Source organism: Pelagibacterium mangrovi, from assembly GCF_036662815.1.
Classification (GTDB): Bacteria; Pseudomonadota; Alphaproteobacteria; order Rhizobiales; family Devosiaceae; genus Pelagibacterium; species Pelagibacterium mangrovi.
The window spans coordinates 12,437-31,290 of record NZ_JBAFXA010000005.1 but is presented as its reverse complement, the minus strand read 5'-3'; the positions used below and the strand labels follow the sequence as shown (position 1 = coordinate 31,290).

The window sequence follows — 18,854 nt, the reverse complement described above, 5'->3', positions numbered from 1 at the left end:
TCCGACGGCGAATGCAGCATAGTTGCCCCATGCGCATCCTCACACTCATTTTCGTCCTGCTCTCGACACCGGCGTTTGCCGTCGATCCTGCGGTGAAATCGGCATTCTGGTCGACCCTCGCTCCCTTAGGCCCCTCGCTTTACTGTGAGGCAGATGTGGCCGAGCTGCTGGATACGGACACGTACTCGGTCGAGCACGTGTACCCCTCAAGCTGGATGAGAACGACGCTGGGTTGCGGGGACTGCGACAACGATCCAGCTTATCGGGTCTTCGACAACGACCTCCACAATCTATGGCCGGCGGAACGCAGCGTGAATTCGGCACGGGGCAATCGCGCGTTCGCCGATCTCGTGGCCGCCGACGACTGGCGCGGTGGCGAATGCGCATTCCGGTCACGCGGCGAGCAGATCATGGGCGACATCGAGCTGGATGGACTCGTTGAGCCTCGGGACGAGGTCAAAGGGATGATCGCGCGAACGCTTCTTTATGTGCGTGACACGTATGGGGCCCAGCTTCCGATCACGCAGCTCGAAACCGCGCTGGACTGGCATCAAAGGTATCCGACGACTGAACTCGAGTGTGCGCGTGCAGCAGTCATACTCGAGCTCCAGGGCACGATCAATTCGTGGCTCGATTGCCCGTGAGTTGGACAGTCCGCGTCCTCCTGCTGTGCGGCGTGCTGTCGATCTTGCTGTCACTCTATAGTGCGTTGACGGGTGTTCTTGGTATGTTCTAATTGTGCAGCAGGTCTTTGCACAAATGGAATCATGCCGCCGAAGCCATTCCTCATCGTTGACTATCCGTGGGTCGTCGTCCGAGTGCAGTGCAATTTATGCCGCCGATCGGGCCAATATCGGCTCGCTCGCCTGGCGGCGAAATTCGGAGCTGACATCTCGCTGGCACACATGCTCGACCTGCTCGCTGCCGACTGCCCATGGACCGCAGACCGTTTCAAAGCACAAAAATATCGGAAGGGATGCGGCATCCATTTGCCGGACATTGAGCGCGACCCGACGCCTCCCCCCGACCTGCCGCCGGCCCTGGGTGGGCTTTCTGTCATAGAAGGCGGCAAGAAGCGGAAAGCGGGGTGATGGCTTTACCCACTCAAGCCGGAATTCGAGCTTAAGTGGGTAAAACACCTTTTTCGCTATCGATAATCGATAAGGTGATCATCCTCGGCGTCGTCGACTTCGGGCTTCACAGCGCGAAAATCGATGTCCGGCAGCGCCGCCATTCGCTGCTTAATGTCGAGAATGGATAGGGGCGCGTATCCGATCTCATCGACGCCGACGTCGAGGCTCCGGTTCGACGATAAGAGCTTCGCGTGCGTGTGCCCGAATAGGTGGATCGCGCCGGTGTGATAGCCGGGCCATTCGCGCATCGGATAGTGACAGCAAACGATGCGCTGGCCGGCATGCTCGAGGATGGCGATGTCGTGGATATCAATCCAGGGCAACCGATCGGCACGCTGATCGTGGTTGCCGCGCACAAGGATCTTGCGACCGTGAAGCTTGTTGAAGAGTTTGAGCTGAGCGATCTTCGACATCCTCATCGCGAAATCGCCCAGATGTACGACAAGCGCATCGGGCGGCACGGCATCATTCCATGCCGCCACCATGGCCGCGTTCATCTCGTTCGCGTCCGCGAAGAGTCTGCCGTCGACATTCTTGCGCTTGCCGAAGCCGATGGCGCTGTCGTGGCCGAAGTGCGTGTCGCTGACGAAATATGTGTCGTCATCGATCTTGAGAGGCTTCATCAGTTGAAGCTCACGATGGCTTCGGGATCGTCTTCGCGATCGAGTCGCTTCGCGGTGCTGGCGATCCAGCCCTCGGTGAGGATGCTCACCTCCTCGATCGACTGGCCGAATCTGGTCGCGCAATACACGCGTACGGCATCCGACCAAGAGTCGGTATTCTCGCGAAGCCAATCGACGAGATCGTTCCAAGCCGCGTCTTCGTACATGCGGCCAGCGGGCTCGAGTTCGGCGGCTGGGTGCGCGTAGCCGATGCTCTCTGCAAGCGCGGCGATTTGCATGGTTTCGGCATGGGTGCGGGGCATCGATATTCTCCATTGGTGACGATGGAGGGAGGATGCCCTGGGGGGATGAAAGTCACACGCAATCAGTTGCTCTTTATTTATGGGGGCTTGATTGCATTGCAGCTACCGAGTTAGGCGCGGATGCTCGAAGATCAGAATCCTTGCGTTCACATATCAAAATCGTCATCTGACGCGATGCGGAACGCTAGTAATTGATTCTAGTTGACCCCTAGAAACCCTTCGAAAATCGAAACGTTCGATTTCGTATTTCACGGCTGGCGGCATCGTAGCCCCGTTCACCCCTTAATCACAAGTTCGTGAGCGTGTCATTCTGAGGGCCGATCTGGTCGCTTTCATCGATCCGAAGGACAACGAATCGATCGCAGCCAAGGAGGTCCAAGATGCGAGCAATTTTCAGAGCGTTTGCCGCGATGTTTGCGGCGATCATGAGTGCAGTGCGGTGGGTGCGGGATGAGACCGGCAAGCTCGTCATGAAGCTTGTCGGCGGTGGCATGCCCATGACCCCGATGCCGACAATTCAGGACGAGGTCGCGCAAGATCGCGGCGTCGCCCCCGACCGCGGATACGATCAGCTGCGCCTGGCAGCAGACCTGCTGTCACGGGGGCGTGTGCCCCACGCTGAGGTCTTGGATGCGATCGGGTCGGATAACGTCAAATGGCTGAGTGCGATGCCGGCCCCGATGCTGACGCTCGTCGTGCAAGCGTCCGATGAGCAGCTGTCAGCGCATATGCGTCAGACGCGCTCGATCCGGGGGCTGTTGGCGTACGATCATGAGAGCATTGCAGCGTACGAGCAAGCAGTCGAACGGGATCGCGCGATCGAACGTGAGCGGGAGCAGCGGACGCGGCGAAGGCCGGTGACGGATGCATTCCTCGACAAGCTGTATACGTGAGATGGGCGGGAACGATCCCGCCTTTTTCGTTTCAGGAAAACAGACGGCGGCGCTTGGCAACAAGCTCGAGCTGCAGGCGAAGACCGCGCTCGCGGGCGAGCTCTTGCTCAAGCTCGGCGACACGGCGCTGCAATGCCGACAGTGCCGATGAAAGGCGGGCCTGACCGGCGGCTGCGCGACGGCGTGCGGTTTCGGCATTCTTCGCGCGTGTGGCCATGTTCATCGCGAGTACGAAGTCGGTATTATCTCCTGAAAACATGTGCTTCTCCTTGTCTACGGCTTATAGCACGAATCCTCGAAAATTGGGTGAAATCGATTGGTAAAATGCCGGCTATCAGGCCCTTCGGTGCCGTTGCATCCGCTCCCGATAACGGGTCGCTTTCACGAGGTCCTTGAGCGTTGCGCGGTCTTCGAGCCGGTTCGCAGATATCTCGACGAACTCGAGCGCGCGACCGACGGCGCCAGATGCCTTTCGTTTCGCCGACAGCCCGACGGAAAACTCGGCCGAAATCGCGTTGATCTGCTCTGCGCCCGGCGTGAGGACTGAAGCAAGCAACCGGCCCAGCGTGATTTCGTAATCACCATCTGGTCGCTCCCGACGGGCAGCGCGACAATAGTCGCCGAACATGTCGTGCACGTCCTCGGCCGTCATCCGTATCTTCACTTGCTTCATCCCCGGGTTGCGATGAAACCACGCGCCAAGGCGCAGCCGAAGCAGGATTGCGTGCACGGATGAATACGAGCGGAACTCTTCAACACGGATCGGGACAAAGCCGCGATCAAGCTGCATGTGATAGCCCCCTGCAGGCGATAGCTTTCCTTTAATGACCCCGGCGGTCGTCCGTCGGATGCCGGGAATGTACTGCAAGTCATCGAACCAGAGGTCTGGTTCGGCGATATTGCCGACGAGGGATTCGAATAGAGGCATCAAAAAGCGCGTCGCGTTGTCGATGCGCAGATCGGCGGCTTCTTCGAGCTGAGGCTTTAGGATCTCGAAATAGCCGTCGGCATTCACACGCGACAGCAGCATGATCATGGCGCGCATCTGAGGAGCCGAAAGGCCTGACGGATACAAAGTCTGCGCAAGCGGCAAAGGGATGTCGATGACCGCATCGGTCGGCTGAAAACGGCTGCTCTGAACACGCATGAGTTAGACCCGTGAAATTATCCATTAGGCAGAAGATGGGGCCCGCTGATGCGCATGTCCAGCGCTGGTTTCCCGGGTCATAACGCAGTGGATGTCTGACCCTTTGGGCTACCTTATAGGGAATCCCTTCTTTCCCCTACGGTAGCCACATCCACTATGCTCAGCGCGCGGGAGGCGCGCTGAGCTTATCCCCACTCGAGTCTGGTCTCCCGACTCCCTCCCGTTGAAAACAGTGTGGACTCCCGACCAGGGGTACGATTTTTTGAATGGCGCCACCCGCGCTAACGCGCGTAAATTGCGCAGCTCTGCTGCGCGATGAATCTGGAATCCCGGAAAGGCGAACGCTGAGGACATTCTTTGATGCGGAGCGGTTGTCAGAGTCTTTTGCCTCGGCCCGGTCGTCTGCCTCGCCTCCCTCTATGTCGCATGATCCGTCAGCGTCAGGCCGTGGGCATGTCGAGACGCTTCCACGTCCCGTTTTCATCTACCCAATTCCGATGCCCTCAGCGGCGCTCCTAACGGACGTTTCCATCCGACACGTCCCATCATTTCCCTGACTTGTCCCTTGCATCGTCTGGCCACATCTTCGCGAACATGAGCAAGACAACAGCCCAGCGCCGCCGAGACGATCGCGACCGCAAGCGCGCGGAACGCGAACGCCGCCGCGCGTCTGGCATTCCTGAATCTGCCGCGATCCAGAACGCTGTGACCGAGGCCTTGAGCTTTGCGATCCTCACGCTCGACCGGAGATCCATCCAGCCCGGCAATGTGCCCATCAACGCGGCCCTCGTCATCGCGGTTGCCGTCGACATCCTCAGCAAGCGCGGCGGCTACAATGAAGTCGAAACCCGCAAGGCAGTTCGCGATGCCCTGGCTCCACGCGAAGCGCATCGCATGGCTGGTCACATCCCATCCGTGAGTCCAGACGGCTCGTGCCGATATCGGACCACCCCTCCGTCATCGTGACGCGTCGTCATTGGCATTGCGTTCACCCCCGTTACCTGCTCAGGACGCGTCCATCCAGGTAACGGAAGTCCAGAAACCGTTGCGGCAGCGGCAACAGATGTTGTGTCATGCATGCGGAAAGCGTACATTTGACACTGTCCTGTAGTGCTTTCGCACGACATTGGCCGCCGAGGGGTGCAAGCCTCGGCGGCCCAACTTTTCCCCATAAGCTTACGGCGCAGAGTCGGAACCCCTGTCTCAAACCGGGGAGGCAAAGTGTCGTGAGTATTGCCGGACGCAGCCAGTCTGGCTCCGCCGAGGAAGCGCAGAATCGTGCCAATCAGCATGCCACCCCATGCCGGCCATTTGCAGTCTTACGGCGACTGTCCGTCGTCAGATGATTTGGCGCAATTTGGTGCGTTGAATAGAGGAGCGTTGGCCTCGTCTGTGGGTTGATGTTATGCGGCGAGATTGCGGTGTTGCAAGCGCCGATGCTCGATGGTCTGTCGTTTGATCCTTTCTCGTTGTTTGATGATGGTTTGTGCCCTTCCGAAGTAGGCATCGGCCGGGGTCACGTTGTCGAGGCTCTCGTGGTAACGCCGATGATTGTAATGTTCGATGAAAGCGGCGATCTGGGCCTCGAGATCGCCGGGCAGGAAGTAGTTTTCCAGTAGCACGCGGTTCTTGAGCGTCTGGTGCCAGCGCTCGATCTTGCCCTGGGTCTGGGGGTGACAGGGCGCGCCGCGCACGTGGCTCATCCGGTTGGCCTGGATGTAATCGGCCAGCTCCCCGGCGATGTAGCTGGGGCCATTATCGCTAAGCAGCCGAGGCTTGTGGTGAACATTGGCTTGGTCGCACCCTGAGGCTGCCAGAGCCATGTCCAGCGTGTCGGTAACGTCCTGGGCCCGCATCGTTGAGCACAGCTTCCAGGCGATGATGTAGCGGGAATAATCGTCGAGCACGGTGGAGAGATACATCCAGCCCCAGCCGATGATCTTGAAATAGGTAAAATCGGTCTGCCACATCTGGTTGGGCCGGGTGGTTTTGGTATGGAACGCATCGGCGGCCTTGATCACCACATAGGCCGGGCTGGTGATCAGGTCGTGGGCCTTCAAGAGCCGGTAAACACTGGCTTCAGATACGAAGTAGCCCTTCTCGTCAGTGAACCGAACCGCCAGTTCCCGAGGCGACAATTCAGAGTGCTCAAGCGCCATCTCTATGATCTGATCATGGATATCGGTCGGGATCCGGTTCCAGACCCGGCTGGGTGCCGATGGTCGGTCCTCGAGCGCCTCCGGGCCACCAATGAGGTAGCGGTCATACCAGCGATAAAAGGTTCGGCGCGCGATACCCAGTTTATCCAGCGTGCGCTTTGCCGGCAGGTGGGATTGCTCGACCAGCCTGATGATCTCGAGCTTTTCGGATGCTGGATACCTCATGCGTCGTCGTCCCCATCCGCGATCATGCTTTTTTTGAGCAGACGGTTTTCCAGCGTCAGGTCCGCAACACATTCCTTGAGCGTTCCGGCCTGGCGGCGCAGTTCCTTGACCTCCTCGGTGGTGGCAGCACGGGCTGTATCGCCAGCAAGCCGACGCTTTCCCTTCGGCCTTGCACTCGAACCGGTGGCGTGCTGTCGGCCTCAGTCCATGAATTCCTTCGACCAGGTGTAGTAGAGGCTCTGGGCGATACCTTCCTTGCGGCACAGCTCGGCAATGCTGTCCTCGCCGCGCAGGCCATCGAGCACGATCCGGATCTTGTCTTCTGCTGAGAAATGCCGCCGTGTCGCACGGCGAATGTCCTTGACCACCTGTTCGGCGGGCTTTTTGGCTTTCGAGGGTTTTGATCTCATCTTCGTTCCTTCGTCACTCCGACGAGACCAAAACCCTCCTTACATCACAAGCTCAAATCTGTGCCATTGGTGCTGACGGGAAACACCACCGACGCCGCTTGCCACACGCGAAGGCGCCGCAAGGGCTATTTCCACGCCGTATGCGTCAGCCGGACGAAGTCTCTCAAACCTCATCCCCCCTCCATGCACGGGTTAGAAGCGATCGTATCGGCGCGTTCTCGATTGGACGTGGGTTCCAATAAGCATTTTCCGTGGCGAGCTCGGCAGCGCGCGCTATATCTGCTTCATCGAAACCCAATGCCTGAAGAGATGTTGGGGCTCCCAACTTTTTTGCAAGTGCACGAAAACCCTTTGCAGCGTCCACACCTCCCATGGCGCGCGACATCGCTACCATCGCGTCGGGAATTTCTGGACGATTGTAGTCCAAAGCATAAGGCAGTATTACGCAGTGGGTAGCTGCGTGGGGCAAATCGAAACTGCCGCCAAGCGTGTGGCACAATTTGTGGTGCAGAGCCATTCCGGCGGAGCCGAGGCAAATCCCACACAACCAGGCTCCGTACAATGCCTTGCTTCGCGCCTCGACATTTCGCTCGTCATCAACGATCTGTGGGAGCGCTTGCGTCAGGACGCGAATAGCTTCCTCTGCCAAAAGGGAAATCACCGGATTGCCGTCCCGGGCGTAAAGTGCCTCAGCGGCGTGTGCAGCCGCATTTAAGCCTGACGTGACAGAAATTTGGGCCGGTAAGGACAGAGTTAAGTCGACGTCGTAGATCACCGTCTGGGGCTGGATTTTTGGGTTACGGATTGTGGTTTTCAACCCATCTTCCGTTTGCCCCAGTATGGGGGTCATTTCCGACCCCGCGTATGTCGTCGGTACCACAACCTGTGGCAAATCGGTTCGCCACGCTATTGCTTTGCCCAAACCAATTGTGGAACCACCTCCGATAGCAACCAAGCAGTCCGCATTGACCTCGCTCGCTCGCCTGACACCCACCGCCGTGACTTCACTCGGAGTGTGCATAGCGGCTTCATGGAACGACCCCGCCAACCGCCATTCTAAGTTGCTCGCGATTGAAAGCGACTGTTCTTCTTGTTGCGGTGTGGACAGTACCAGCGCTCTTCTCAGCCCTAGGCGGTCCAGCTCCTCAGCCAGTGATTGTGATGCTCCGCGGCCAAAGATAACCTTCGAAGCAGCGGAGTTGTACACGAAAGGTTGCATTGAATATCGCCCTTTCAAATGGCACCGAACAATCGGGCAGGGTTATCAACCAGGATTTTATGCCGGAGAGCGACGTCAGGAGCAAACCGGGCTACTAAGTTCAACAAATCGCCGTCATCTGGCATGCGCTTCGGGTCGAAGTACCCGGAATGCGGCCAATCGCTTCCCCAGAGTAGGCGGTCAGGGGCTACCTCAATTAAGGCACGTGCGAACGGCACAACATCGTCATATGGAACACCTGAATGCGAGATCCGATCGGCTCCCGTCAACTTAATCCAGACATGATCGAGGGTCGCAAGATCACGTAGGATCTTAAAGGGAAGCTGGTTGACACCAGCCACCGTTTCGACCCTGCCAAAATGGTCGATTATGATCGGCGTTTCAGCTCCCGCGATGAGGTCACATAGCCTCTCCAAGGCATCAGGAGCAAAATGCATGTTTATGCACCAATTGAGTTCACGACACCAATCATGCATTTGCTCGAACAGTTCGGTATCGAGTGCCCCGGATCCATGCTGGGGATTGAAAGCGAAACGTACTCCTCTTACACCGCGCGTCTTCAGGTCACGCAGTTCCGCAAAGGTCATATCACGATGAGGCTTGATGATTCCGAGGAGACGCCGATCAGAACGCTCAACCGCATCAATAGTCACTGAATTATCAATCCCGTGTACATTCGGGTGGACACAGACACCTCGTTCGATGCCCAAACGCGCCATCAACGCCAGATAATCTTCAAGAGATGAATCTGGCGGAGTATACGGACGCTTTTGCGCATATGGGAACACAGCCGTTGGGCCAAAAACATGGAGATGCGTGTCCCATGCGCCTTTTGGCATTGCAAAACTTATGGGGGCAGAGCGCGCGCGAGGCCCTTCGCAAGGCGGTATGCCAGCTTGATCAGCGGGTAACATTTTCGGGGAGCTCCTTTCTGTTAAGCCGAAACTAGCAAGTCAGGCCAATTGCTTCCGAATAGAGATTAGCGCTGCGCGACAGCGGCTCGCGGCAGCATTGATCGCTGGTGCAAGCTCAAATGCCTGCAGAATGGTGGAATGGTGGGCGGGAAAGCGTTTGGCCAGGCGTTCCCGGAGGTGCCCACCTGAACGGACGATGTGGGCGACCTCTTCCTCTACGGCGGTGTAAGCTTCGGCGCGGCCCATTGCCTTTGCTAGACCTCCCGCAACCGCATCGCTGAATATCATTCCGTTTGTCAGTTCTATGTTTCGGTACATTGTTGCCGCATCGACCTCCAAGCCATCAGCTAGAAGACGAGCCTCTCTGAGCGCTCCTGCCGCTAGTCCTACGAGAGACGGGAGCGCCAGCCATTCAGAATGCCAGGCGCCAACGGGCCTCTCATGAAGGCTCGCCATCGCAGTCACCAATGTCGAAAGGTGTCCCACTGATGCAGAGTGTTGGGCCAGGATGATCATCGATCCAACAGGATTTCGTTTGTGAGGCATAGCCGAGGATCCACCTCGGCCGGCAACCGCTGGCTCAGATACCTCTCCCACTTCCGTTGTGGCGAGATGGAGCACATCTGTCGCCAACTTCGCTAGAATTCCGAGAAGGATGGCCAACCAACTACCTAGTTCAACTATTCTGCTACGATGCGTGTGCCACGGCATAGCGGCGACGGATAATCCGAGTTCCGCCGCAGTCCTCGTCACAACAGCTTCGGCCCGATCGCCCATTTGGGTCAATGTGCCTACAGGACCAGCCAATGAGAGGACGAGAGCTCGCCGTTTAAGTTGCTCAAGCTGAGCTAAGTGCTCAGCGATTGCGACACACCAGCCTGCCACTTTGAAGCCGAATGTGACAGGCGAAGCATGTTGGCCAGCTGTGCGCCCGATGCAGGGAGTCTCGCAATGTTTCTCCGCTAGCTCGCACAGGGAAGAAAGCAAGGCTCTTAGGTCAGTTTCGATCAGATCCACCGCATCGGCCATTTGAAGAATGATGGCCGTATCCATGATGTCCTGGCTCGTAGTCCCGAAATGGAAGCCACCTGCTAAATCCGGCGGAAGCATGGCCTGCACTGATTTTACGAATGGGATGACAGGGACAGCCCCAAGTCGGGTCTGCTCTGCGAGTGCCTGAATGTCCAGAGTGTCAGGATCTATACCTGCGATGGCATCGGCAAGCTCTTGGCTGACGAAACCTTCAGCAGCCTGAGCGCGCGCCAAAGCGGCTTCAACCCGCAACATCAACGCAAGAAATCGACGTTCCGACAGCGTGTCCCTCATTTTGTTCGTCGTAAACAGGGGACCCAACAGGTCTGAATCAAGGGGGGAAAATGACATCAAAACGCTCAGCAAGTTGAATCGAGGGCTGCTCCGGCAGCCATAGTTTGATTGGCTATTATATACAGTGTCAACTTAAGATGAACAGCGCCTGGAAGATGATTCTTGTGCAATCTGCAGTTGGAAAAGCGAAGTACCGTCCCGCTCATCCGGCCAAGGGGTGTTGTTCGGGCCATGTACGATGTTCATATGACGGATATGGAAGTGAGTCAGGGCGGCACTGGGATGTGCAACTGGGAACCGTTTCTCTTGGCTGTTTAGAAACCCCCTCTCCTCGCCGGTCAAGGGGATGCAGCATGGCTGGCAAGACTCACCGATAGGAAGGACTATGATCGTGTTCCATGGAGTGGTGTAGCTTAGACGACCACGGCTCATCCCAGAGGGCCGGATGAGTGTCAGCTTGCGGCTGGCAGGCTGATGAGCGGATCATCGCTCATCGTGGCGATGGTCTCAAGTGTCATGTAGCGGGATCGCTGGACAGCCCACTCGTCGTTTTGTTCGAGGAGCAGCGCCCCCACGAGCCTGAGGATTGCGTCATCGTTGGGAAAGATGCCGACGACCTCTGTGCGGCGCTTAATCTCGCCGTTGAGGCGTTCGATCGGATTGGTGCTGTGGAGCTTGGTCCAGTGCTGCCTGGGAAAGGTCATATACTCGAGCACGTCCTGTTCGGCACTATCCATCAGCGTGGCGAGTTTCGGCACCTTCGGCCTGATCTGGTCGGCGACATTGCGCCATTGTGTGCTCGCCGCCTCTGGCGTGTCCTGGGCAAAGGCCGTGGCGATGAAGGCGGAGACGACACGCCTTCCGCTCTTTCCGGCATGGGCCAGCGCGTTACACATGAAGTGAACCCTGCACCTCTGCCAGGTGGCGGAAAGCACCTTCGACACGGCTGCCTTGATACCCTCGTGCCCATCGGAGACGACGAGCTTGACGCCGCGCAGGCCTCGTCTGGTCAGCTTGCGCAGGAACTCGGTCCAGATCGCTTCTGCCTCGGATGTGCCGATTTCCATGCCGAGCACCTCGCGTCGGCCATCGGTGTTCACACCCACGGCGATGATGACCGCGACAGAGACGATGCGTCCGCCACGACGAACCTTCAGGTAGGTGGCATCGATCCAGAGGTATGGCCACTCGCCCTCGATGGGGCGGTCGAGGAAGGCTTTGACCTTGTCATCGATCTCTTCGCAGAGCCGCGATACCTGGCTCTTGGAGATACCCGACATGCCCATCGCCTTGACGAGATCATCGACTGAGCGGGTTGAAACGCCTTGGATATAGGCTTCCTGGATGACTGCCGTCAGGGCCTTCTCGGCCATGCGGCGCGGCTCCAGGAAACTGGGGAAATAGCTGCCGGTGCGTAGCTTAGGAATACGAAGCTCGACGGTGCCAGCCCGTGTCTCCCAGTCTCGATCGCGGTAGCCGTTGCGCTGGGCAAGTCGGAAGCCGTTCTTCTCGCCATAGCCCGCGCCTGTCTTCGTCCCGACCTCCAGCGCCATCAGCTTCTCGGCAGCAAAGCCGATCATCTCGCGCAGCAAATCGGCGTCGGCGCTCTTCTCAACGAGTGAGCGTAGGTTCATCATGTCGTCGGTCATCGGTGGTGTCCCTCAGGTTGGTCATAAGCAACCCGACCCTACCGGAAATCACCGATGGCTATGAAATCCAGCTACACCACTCCATGGGACACGATCAGGACTATAGTGGCCATCATCCGTCGACCACTCACGAGATCGAGATGATCTGGTATATGACAACCACCGGAAGGCAGCGATTCGCAAGAATGAGAGGACTATGGCTCAGGAGCCCAATTCGCCACAAGGCACAGTACAAACGGTCTCAAAAGCGCTTGCCTTACTTGAGCTATTCACGACCGATGTTGAATGGCTTGGGGTACGCGAAATCGGGAGAATACTCGATATAAACAGTGCAACAGTTCACAATCTGCTCCGCACCCTCGCCAGCTCAGGATTCATTGAGCAGCATCCAGAGACCCGAAAATACCGGCTCGGGCTCGCACTCGTTCGGCTTGCGGGGACCAAGCTTGCACAGTTAGATCTTGTGACGGTTTGCTCTCCCCACATGAAGGCTCTAATGGAAAAGACGGGGGAAACGGTAACCCTTTCTGTCTTGCACGGTTCGGAGCTTCTTTACCTCGCGAAAAACGAAAGCATCGAACCGATGCGTGTTGCTTCTCGCGTCGGCGGCAGTGCCCCTTTGCATTGCTCTGCAAACGGAAAAGCCCTGCTTGCGTTCATAGAAGAGGCGCAACTGTCCCAGCTCCTTTCGCAACCCCTCAAGCGCTTCACATCGGAAACTATCGTTGATTCTGAGATATTGAGAGCTGAACTCCAGGACATTCGGCGTTTAGGCTATGCTGTCGATCTTGGCGGCTACTTACCAGGTGTGAATGCGGTTGGAGCACCGATTCGTGACCAGACCCACAAAGTGGTGGCGTCGCTCGGAATCGTTGGACCTGCCAGCCGTCTTAAGGAGGAGAAACTGACCTTCTGCACCATTCATGTACAAGAGGCCGCAGCTGAAATGTCTCGTTCATTGGGGTGGAACAGGAGGTAGAGGCAAGTGAACCGCGCCGGGTTTGCCGGAGGCTCTAACTTCTGAGAAAGTGGAGCCGATATGAGCAAGACAACGAACAAATTTGCACCTGAAGTGCGCGAGCGGGCCATTCGTATGGTTCTGGATCACCAGGGGGAGTATTCGTCCCGGTGGGCTGCAGTTTCCTCCATTGCTGCCAAGATCGGATGCTCACCGGCCACGCTGTACGACTGGGTCAAAAAGACCGAGGTCGACACTGGCAAGAGGGCGGGCCTGCCGAGCGATGTGGCCGAGAAGATGAAGGCTCTCGAGCGTGAGAACCGCGAACTTCGGCAAGCCAATGAGATCTTGCGTAAGGCATCTGCATATTTCGCGATGGCGGAGCTCGACCGCCCACTGAAGCGATGATTTCCTTTATCGATGAGCATCGTTCGGCGTTTGGGGTCGAGCCGATCTGCAGGATGCTGCCGATTGCCCCATCCACCTATTACGACGCTATCGCCAAGCGCATGGACGTGGATCGCCTATCGGTTCGGGCCCGCCGTGACATGGCCCTGAAGATCGAGATACGCCGGGTGTTCGATGAGAACTTCCGTGTTTATGGCGTGCGTAAGGTCTGGCGGCAGTTACAGCGTGAGGGATTTGGTGTGGCCCGCTGCACCGTCGCTCGGCTGATGAGATCGATGGGCCTGCAGGGCATTATTCGTGGCAAACCGATCCGCACGACAATCTCCGATAAAGCGGCTCCGAGCCCGGTCGATCGGGTGAACCGTCAGTTCAGGACCCCGGCACCGAACAGGCTCTGGGTTTCGGATTTCACCTACGTGGCCAGTTGGCAGGGCTTTGTCTATGTGGCCTTTGTCCTCGATGCCTTCGCACGCCGAATTGTGGGCTGGCGGGTGAGCCGGACGGCACATGCCGGATTCGTGCTCGATGCCCTTGAGCAGGCCCTCCATGACCGACGCCCCGTCCATGGCGGCGGCCTTGTGCATCACTCGGACCGGGGTGTTCAATATGTATCAATCAGATATTCCGAGCGCTTGGCTGAAGCAGGCATCGAGCCTTCCGTCGGAAGCGTCGGCGATTCTTATGACAACGCCCTCGCCGAAACGATCAACGGCCTCTACAAGGCCGAGGTCATTCATCGACGCGGTCCCTGGCGCAACCTTGAAGCTGTTGAATTCGCCACCCTCGAATGGGTCGACTGGTTCAACCATCGACGGCTTCTCGAGCCAATAGGAAACATCCCGCCAGCCGAAGTCGAGAAGAACTATTACACCATGCTGGACGCATCAGTCATGGCCGCATAACTTCAACCAAACAGCCTCCGGCAAACCCGGCGCGGTTCAAAGTGTCCGGGCCAACCGCTGCGCAGTTGGCCGGGACACTTGTATTTCTCTGAAAAAGTCAGAACATCGCCTGGGGTATAAACAATGCAATTTGGGGGAAAAGTACGAGCAAAAGCAGACAGAATCCCATTGCAAACCAGAATGGTAAGACGCCGCGAAAAATCGTGGCCATGGGCACATCACCGGCAATACTTTTCACGACAAATACATTCATGCCGACAGGAGGCGTGATCATACCCATCTCAATCATGATAACGGCTACAACACCAAACCAGATCGGATCAAAGCCCATCGACATCATGATGGGGTAGAAGATGGGAACAGTCACGACCAGCATTGCTAACCCGTCCATGAACATCCCCAAAATCAGATAGGCAACAACGACAAGAAACAGCACGCCATAGGGGCCGAGACCAGAAGACGTCATTGCTTCGCCCAACATCGACGGCAATTGTGTCATCGATAGAAACGGATTGAGGACTGCTGCGCCTATAATGATCAGGTACAGCATGGCTGTAGTGCTGACCGTGTCGCTAACCGCTCGCCAAGCGGTTGACGGAGTCAGCTTCCGCGTAAATAGAGCCAAGATAAGGACCAGTCCCGCGCCGATGCCGGCGGCTTCGACTGGCGTGAATACACCAAGATAAATACCCCCAATTGATACTATGATTACCGTTAGCAGGGGCGCCGCACGGAGTGCGGCAGCCATACGTTCCTTTAGCGGAACATGAGCTCCGCGCGGTCCCGCTTCTGGATTTCGAAGCGAGATGAGGGTGACCGTGAGAATGAACAAGCCTGCAAGCAAGAGACCGGGGAGAATACCCGACATGAACAATTGGCCAATGCTTTGTTCGGTGAGAATGGCGTAGATAACAAAGCCGGTTGATGGTGGGATAAGGAAACCAAGGGTGCCACCGGCAGCAATCGCACCCGTTGCGAGCCCGCTGGAATAGTTGAAACGCGCCATCTCTGGCAGTGCGACTCGTCCAATGGTAACCGCAGTCGCCACCGATGAGCCACTGACGGCGGAGAACGCCGCACTCCCAAGGACTGAAGCCGAAGCAAGACCTCCAGGGAGTCGCCCCACCCATGCAAAAGCCGCTTCGTAGAGCCCACGGCTGAAGCCGGCTACCGAAGCTATATTGCCCATCAATATAAATAGAGGGATGACGGTCAACGAGTAGTTGGATACGTGAGAGAATGTCTCCGTAACCATTAAGGCGTTCGCCGAACGGAAGCCATTCAGCATCCACGTGCCGAAGAAGCCCACGGTCAGCATCGCCATCCCAACTGGCATGCGCAAGACCATCAATACGAAAAGCGCTACGATGCCGAAGAGGCCAATCGAAAAATCAGTCATCAGCGCCAGGTCCCCCGCGAATGAGGTCAACTATTTGCAGGACCAGAACAACTGCAAAAAGGGCACTCCCGAGCGCCATGAGTCCATAGAATGGCCAGAATGGGACACGCAGCATGTTGGATAGGTCGTTATACTCCAGTGCTTCACGCAGTTTTAGCCACGAGCGCCAAGTCAAGAGGTACATGAGGTAGACGCCTACGGCACGCGAGAACAAGTCGCCAATGAAACGGCCCCACACGCCGATATGCTCATCGAACACATCAACTCGCACATGTCCGTCGCGCTGGGCGGTGCCTGGCATTGCGAGCATAACCAACGCGATCGAGACTAGCTGAATTATCTCATCACTACCGAGGATTGGGGTCTGAAAGAAATAGCGCATGATGACGCCAACAAAGCTGGTGCATAAGATAATGGCTAAGGCTAGAGCTGACAGAGACGTTAAGAAGGCAACCGCCCATTCGATTACTATCGAATGGGCGATGCCTTGCTTCTTTTTTATTGTCGGAGAGTTAGTCATTCTGTAGCGCTTCTACATAGGCGCGTGCTGCAACGCCTGTTGCTTCGACTTCTTCAATCACGCTCTCGACCACGGTACTAGTTGCGGCATTGAATTTCTCAATTTCTTCCTCTGAAAGCGTAATTACTTCTTTACCTTCCGTTCCAGCGAAGTCCTCGAGGGCGGTGGATGCAACGCCGAGCCAAGCCCTATTGCCGTTTCGTGCGGCTTCCTGACCAGCATCGAGAACAGCTTTTTGTTGCTCTTCACTAAGCTCCTGGAAACTGTCGAGATTCATCACCATCAAAAACTGGGAAATCGACGTATCCATGCCGACTGTGATGTAGTTTGTCACCTCTTCCAGTCTGAACCCTGTCAGAGCTGTGGCGTCAATCATCGCTCCATCGATGACCCCCGTTTGCATCGCATTATAAACTTCACTTGCAGGCATGGAAACGGGAACACCTCCCCACGCTTCGAGCACAAGGCCTGCGTTACGTGATGGGACGCGAACCTTCATGCCAGCAAGATCCTCGAGCTTACGAATTGGCTTGGTCGCAGAGAACAAAAACGACGGTGCGTTATTCCATAGGGCGAGCAGCTGAACTCGACGATACTCCTGAGAGAGCTTGTCAATGTTGGCCAGCATGCGTTCGGTACCGGTCTCAGCGTCAATCACACCGGGCAGGTCGGCAAGAAGGGTCAATGGAAATGTAGAGGCCGTGTAACCCGGCATAGCCAAGACGATATCAGCGACGCCATCGACAGCACGATTGTACTGCTCGTTTGGGCCTGGGCCAAGCTCCCCTCCCATATAGAGTCGGACGGTTAAATCCCCGCCCGTTGCCTCTGACACTGCGTTCGCAAAAGGCTCATATACCTCTTCAACAATAAAATGCGAGGGCGAATGAAAATCGGCAAGTTTCAGATCACGGGCAAAGGCGGGCAATGTCGACAGAAGCGCTGTCGCGGTCACTGCGGAAACCAACATTTTCGAGAACATCATATTCCTCCTTGGCTTGATGTTGCTAAACTTACGTAGTCCGGTCTTTCTCAACACATGCGGCCACGCGATTGGCGTCAGAATTACCTTGCGCTGCAAAGGCAGCCTTCGCAGGCGAGTGCTATGTTTGTGATCTCACACTTCGAAGAAAACCGTCTCCCTCTGTCCTTGAAGGCGGATTGTGATGTGAAAGGCGGCATCATCGATCTTTTCTGCGATAAGCGTAGCACGCTCATCACTCGACAGGAGAGCCAAGATCGGGTCTTCATCATTAGAGACTTCATCTGCGAAATAGATTCTCGTGTATAATCTGCGGTTCAATCCCTTTCCAAAGATGGAAAGCGCAACGTGAGGCGCCTGTAAGATCCCTGCGGATGTCGGAACACGACCCGGTTTCACAGTGTGAAATGTGAAGGAGCCAGACTCATTGCAGTGGGTGCGGCCAAAGCCCGTGAATGATGACTTTCGTGGGTTGATTTGTGCACCTACAAAATTGCCATTTCCATCAGGCTGCCAGAGTTCGATCATACCATCAGGGATGGCATGATCATCTCCGTCGATGAGCGTTCCCGAAATTGAAATGCGCTGTCCCACAGCATCGTCGGTGGCGAGGTTCCTTCCAAAAATAGGAGGGATCGTTTGATAGTCGTCTGGCGTCAGGCAGTAGGCATAGAAGGGACCGACTGTCTGAGATGGTGTGATCGTCATCGGGGCTTCAATGCGCATGAGTTTCCTCGAAATAGTTCCCGTTTCGGCCCCGCAGAACAATGTCAAAACGGTAAGTTAAGCCCCATTCAGACTGTGTAGCCTCAAGATCGAGCGAAGCCACCATTCCTCTCTTTGAGAAATCCGGCGCTGCATTATAGATGGAGTCATATCTGAGCAGGGGATCGCCCTCGAAGTAGAGTTGGGTGACCAAGCGGCTCAAAAATGACGGCCCGAATAAAGAGATGTGAATGTGGCGTGGACGCCAGACGTTGTGCAGTCCCACGACCGGATAAGCACCAGGAATAATCGTAATAAATGAATATGAGCCGTCGCTTCCGGTAACGGTACGGCCAGCGCCCGAAAAGTTTGGGTCAAGGGGTGCTAAGTGCTGATCTAACTTATGAATATAGCGACCAGCTGCGTTCGCCTGCCAGATTTCCAAAAATGTGTTTGGAACGCCGCGGCCGTCTTCATCGATAACACGCCCCGTAATTCGAATGCGCTCTCCTATCGGCTCTCCGTCATGCTGACGAGTCAGATCCGAGTCTTCTGGACGAACACTTTCGTGTCCATACACAGGCCCGTACAACTCCGTAGCAGTCTGCGGAATATATCTTAAGGGCCGGGATGGAGCGCGCTTTCTGGTAAAGATGTAGGCCGGCGTATCATAAGGCGGATGCATGCCGACGCTATCGGAGGGATATTCCGCCGGCACTTCGGGCCAGCCGGGGAGGAACAAGGCCATGAGCACTTACCTGTTCATTTTAAATAAACACTGTTCAATAATGTAGAACACATTTTCTGAGGCGTCAATTCCGACCTGGAGTCGCTTCGCGTCAACGAAGATTATTTGATCGGTTGAGATCCGCTATCGCTTAAACGGACTGCCATCTATGAGCTCGCCCTCCGTATGCGATAGCCTGCGTCTCGCTGAGTTTACGACCGGGAACAGCCTGGCAGACTGCGAGGTTGCCCAA

19 protein-coding genes, 1 pseudogene and 1 other annotated feature are annotated in these 18,854 nt (G+C 56.5%); of the genes and pseudogenes, 6 read left to right on the top strand and 14 right to left on the bottom strand.

From position 1 onward, the window contains the following. The first annotated feature begins 29 nt into the window (after positions 1-29). Both V4T21_RS09625 and V4T21_RS09620 read left to right on the top strand, forming a co-directional pair. Entirely contained in the window at positions 30-644 is a 615-nt protein-coding gene (locus tag V4T21_RS09625; RefSeq protein ID WP_332715906.1) for an endonuclease, read from the top strand. A gap of 123 nt (positions 645-767) precedes the next feature. Next, a complete protein-coding gene (locus V4T21_RS09620) occupies positions 768-1,091 on the top strand; it encodes a hypothetical protein (protein WP_332715904.1) in 324 nt (107 codons plus the stop codon). A gap of 56 nt (positions 1,092-1,147) precedes the next feature. Here V4T21_RS09620 and V4T21_RS09615 read toward each other — a convergent pair whose 3' ends face one another. Together V4T21_RS09615 and V4T21_RS09610 are read right to left on the bottom strand one after the other, a co-directional pair. Next, positions 1,148-1,756, bottom strand: coding sequence for a metallophosphoesterase family protein (locus V4T21_RS09615; protein ID WP_332715902.1), 609 nt, complete (start codon positions 1,754-1,756; stop codon positions 1,148-1,150). Beyond that, entirely contained in the window at positions 1,756-2,058 is a 303-nt protein-coding gene (locus V4T21_RS09610; protein ID WP_332715900.1) for a hypothetical protein, read from the bottom strand. Before V4T21_RS09610 ends, V4T21_RS09615 begins: the two co-directional genes overlap by 1 nt. 380 nt (positions 2,059-2,438) lie before the next feature. Between V4T21_RS09610 and V4T21_RS09605 the strand changes: the two genes are divergently transcribed. Further along, on the top strand, positions 2,439-2,951 hold the full coding sequence (locus V4T21_RS09605; protein WP_332715898.1) for a hypothetical protein: 513 nt from the start codon (positions 2,439-2,441) through the stop codon (positions 2,949-2,951). Between the two features lie 31 nt (positions 2,952-2,982). On the opposite strand, the gene V4T21_RS09600 is transcribed toward V4T21_RS09605, so the two are convergent. Next, positions 2,983-3,210: a hypothetical protein gene (locus tag V4T21_RS09600; protein ID WP_332715895.1), complete on the bottom strand. Its 228-nt coding sequence runs from the start codon at positions 3,208-3,210 to the stop codon at positions 2,983-2,985. A 75-nt stretch (positions 3,211-3,285) separates the two neighbouring features. Further along, a complete protein-coding gene (locus V4T21_RS09595; protein WP_332715893.1) occupies positions 3,286-4,098 on the bottom strand; it encodes a hypothetical protein in 813 nt (270 codons plus the stop codon). 594 nt (positions 4,099-4,692) lie between these two features. Here V4T21_RS09595 and V4T21_RS09590 point away from each other — a divergent pair. Further along, positions 4,693-5,064: a hypothetical protein gene (locus tag V4T21_RS09590; protein ID WP_332715891.1), complete on the top strand. Its 372-nt coding sequence runs from the start codon at positions 4,693-4,695 to the stop codon at positions 5,062-5,064. Positions 5,065-5,501: 437 nt separating this feature from the next. Here V4T21_RS09590 and V4T21_RS09585 read toward each other — a convergent pair. From V4T21_RS09585 to V4T21_RS09565, 5 genes and pseudogenes are all read right to left on the bottom strand, one after another. Beyond that, a pseudogene (locus V4T21_RS09585) lies at positions 5,502-6,892 on the bottom strand (IS3 family transposase). Positions 6,893-7,055: 163 nt separating this feature from the next. Continuing rightward, on the bottom strand, positions 7,056-8,111 hold the full coding sequence (locus V4T21_RS09580; protein ID WP_332715889.1) for a maleylacetate reductase: 1,056 nt from the start codon (positions 8,109-8,111) through the stop codon (positions 7,056-7,058). A 14-nt stretch (positions 8,112-8,125) separates the two neighbouring features. After that, on the bottom strand, positions 8,126-9,025 hold the full coding sequence (locus V4T21_RS09575; protein WP_332715887.1) for a 4-sulfomuconolactone hydrolase: 900 nt from the start codon (positions 9,023-9,025) through the stop codon (positions 8,126-8,128). Positions 9,026-9,064: 39 nt separating this feature from the next. After that, positions 9,065-10,408 (bottom strand): class-II fumarase/aspartase family protein, encoded by a 1,344-nt coding sequence (locus tag V4T21_RS09570; RefSeq protein ID WP_332715885.1) that lies wholly within the window; start codon positions 10,406-10,408, stop codon positions 9,065-9,067. Positions 10,409-10,803: 395 nt separating this feature from the next. After that, complete coding sequence (locus V4T21_RS09565; protein WP_332715882.1) at positions 10,804-12,000, bottom strand: IS256 family transposase; 1,197 nt, start codon at positions 11,998-12,000, stop codon at positions 10,804-10,806. 196 nt (positions 12,001-12,196) lie between these two features. Here V4T21_RS09565 and V4T21_RS09560 point away from each other — a divergent pair, with 196 nt between their 5' ends. Continuing rightward, complete coding sequence (locus V4T21_RS09560) at positions 12,197-12,979, top strand: IclR family transcriptional regulator (protein ID WP_332715880.1); 783 nt, start codon at positions 12,197-12,199, stop codon at positions 12,977-12,979. A 60-nt stretch (positions 12,980-13,039) separates the two neighbouring features. After that, positions 13,040-14,268, top strand: a protein-coding gene (locus V4T21_RS09555) for an IS3 family transposase (protein ID WP_332715878.1) whose coding sequence is annotated in 2 segments (ribosomal slippage) — positions 13,040-13,334 and positions 13,334-14,268 — 1,230 coding nt in all. Because the reading frame shifts where the segments join, the coding sequence is not laid out codon by codon here. Next, positions 13,321-13,437: a sequence feature (AL1L pseudoknot), on the top strand. Its footprint overlaps the gene before it by 117 nt. 97 nt (positions 14,269-14,365) lie before the next feature. Here the strand turns inward: V4T21_RS09555 and V4T21_RS09550 are convergent. Genes V4T21_RS09550 through pcaH form a run of 5 tightly spaced genes read right to left on the bottom strand, consistent with a single transcriptional unit; the run spans position 14,366 to position 18,622 of the window. Continuing rightward, entirely contained in the window at positions 14,366-15,667 is a 1,302-nt protein-coding gene (locus V4T21_RS09550) for a TRAP transporter large permease (protein WP_332715876.1), read from the bottom strand. Continuing rightward, a complete protein-coding gene (locus V4T21_RS09545) occupies positions 15,660-16,187 on the bottom strand; it encodes a TRAP transporter small permease (protein ID WP_035228617.1) in 528 nt (175 codons plus the stop codon). Before V4T21_RS09545 ends, V4T21_RS09550 begins: the two co-directional genes overlap by 8 nt. Further along, positions 16,180-17,268 carry a TRAP transporter substrate-binding protein gene (locus V4T21_RS09540; protein WP_332715873.1) on the bottom strand — a complete coding sequence of 363 codons (1,089 nt, stop codon included), beginning with the start codon at positions 17,266-17,268 and terminating at the stop codon, positions 16,180-16,182. The genes V4T21_RS09545 and V4T21_RS09540 overlap by 8 nt, the downstream gene beginning before the upstream one ends. Positions 17,269-17,304: 36 nt before the next feature. Further along, a complete protein-coding gene (pcaG, locus tag V4T21_RS09535; protein WP_051796746.1) occupies positions 17,305-17,895 on the bottom strand; it encodes a protocatechuate 3,4-dioxygenase subunit alpha in 591 nt (196 codons plus the stop codon). Beyond that, complete coding sequence (gene pcaH / locus V4T21_RS09530) at positions 17,885-18,622, bottom strand: protocatechuate 3,4-dioxygenase subunit beta (RefSeq protein ID WP_332715869.1); 738 nt, start codon at positions 18,620-18,622, stop codon at positions 17,885-17,887. The genes pcaG and pcaH overlap by 11 nt, the downstream gene beginning before the upstream one ends. Positions 18,623-18,854 lie beyond the last annotated feature (232 nt).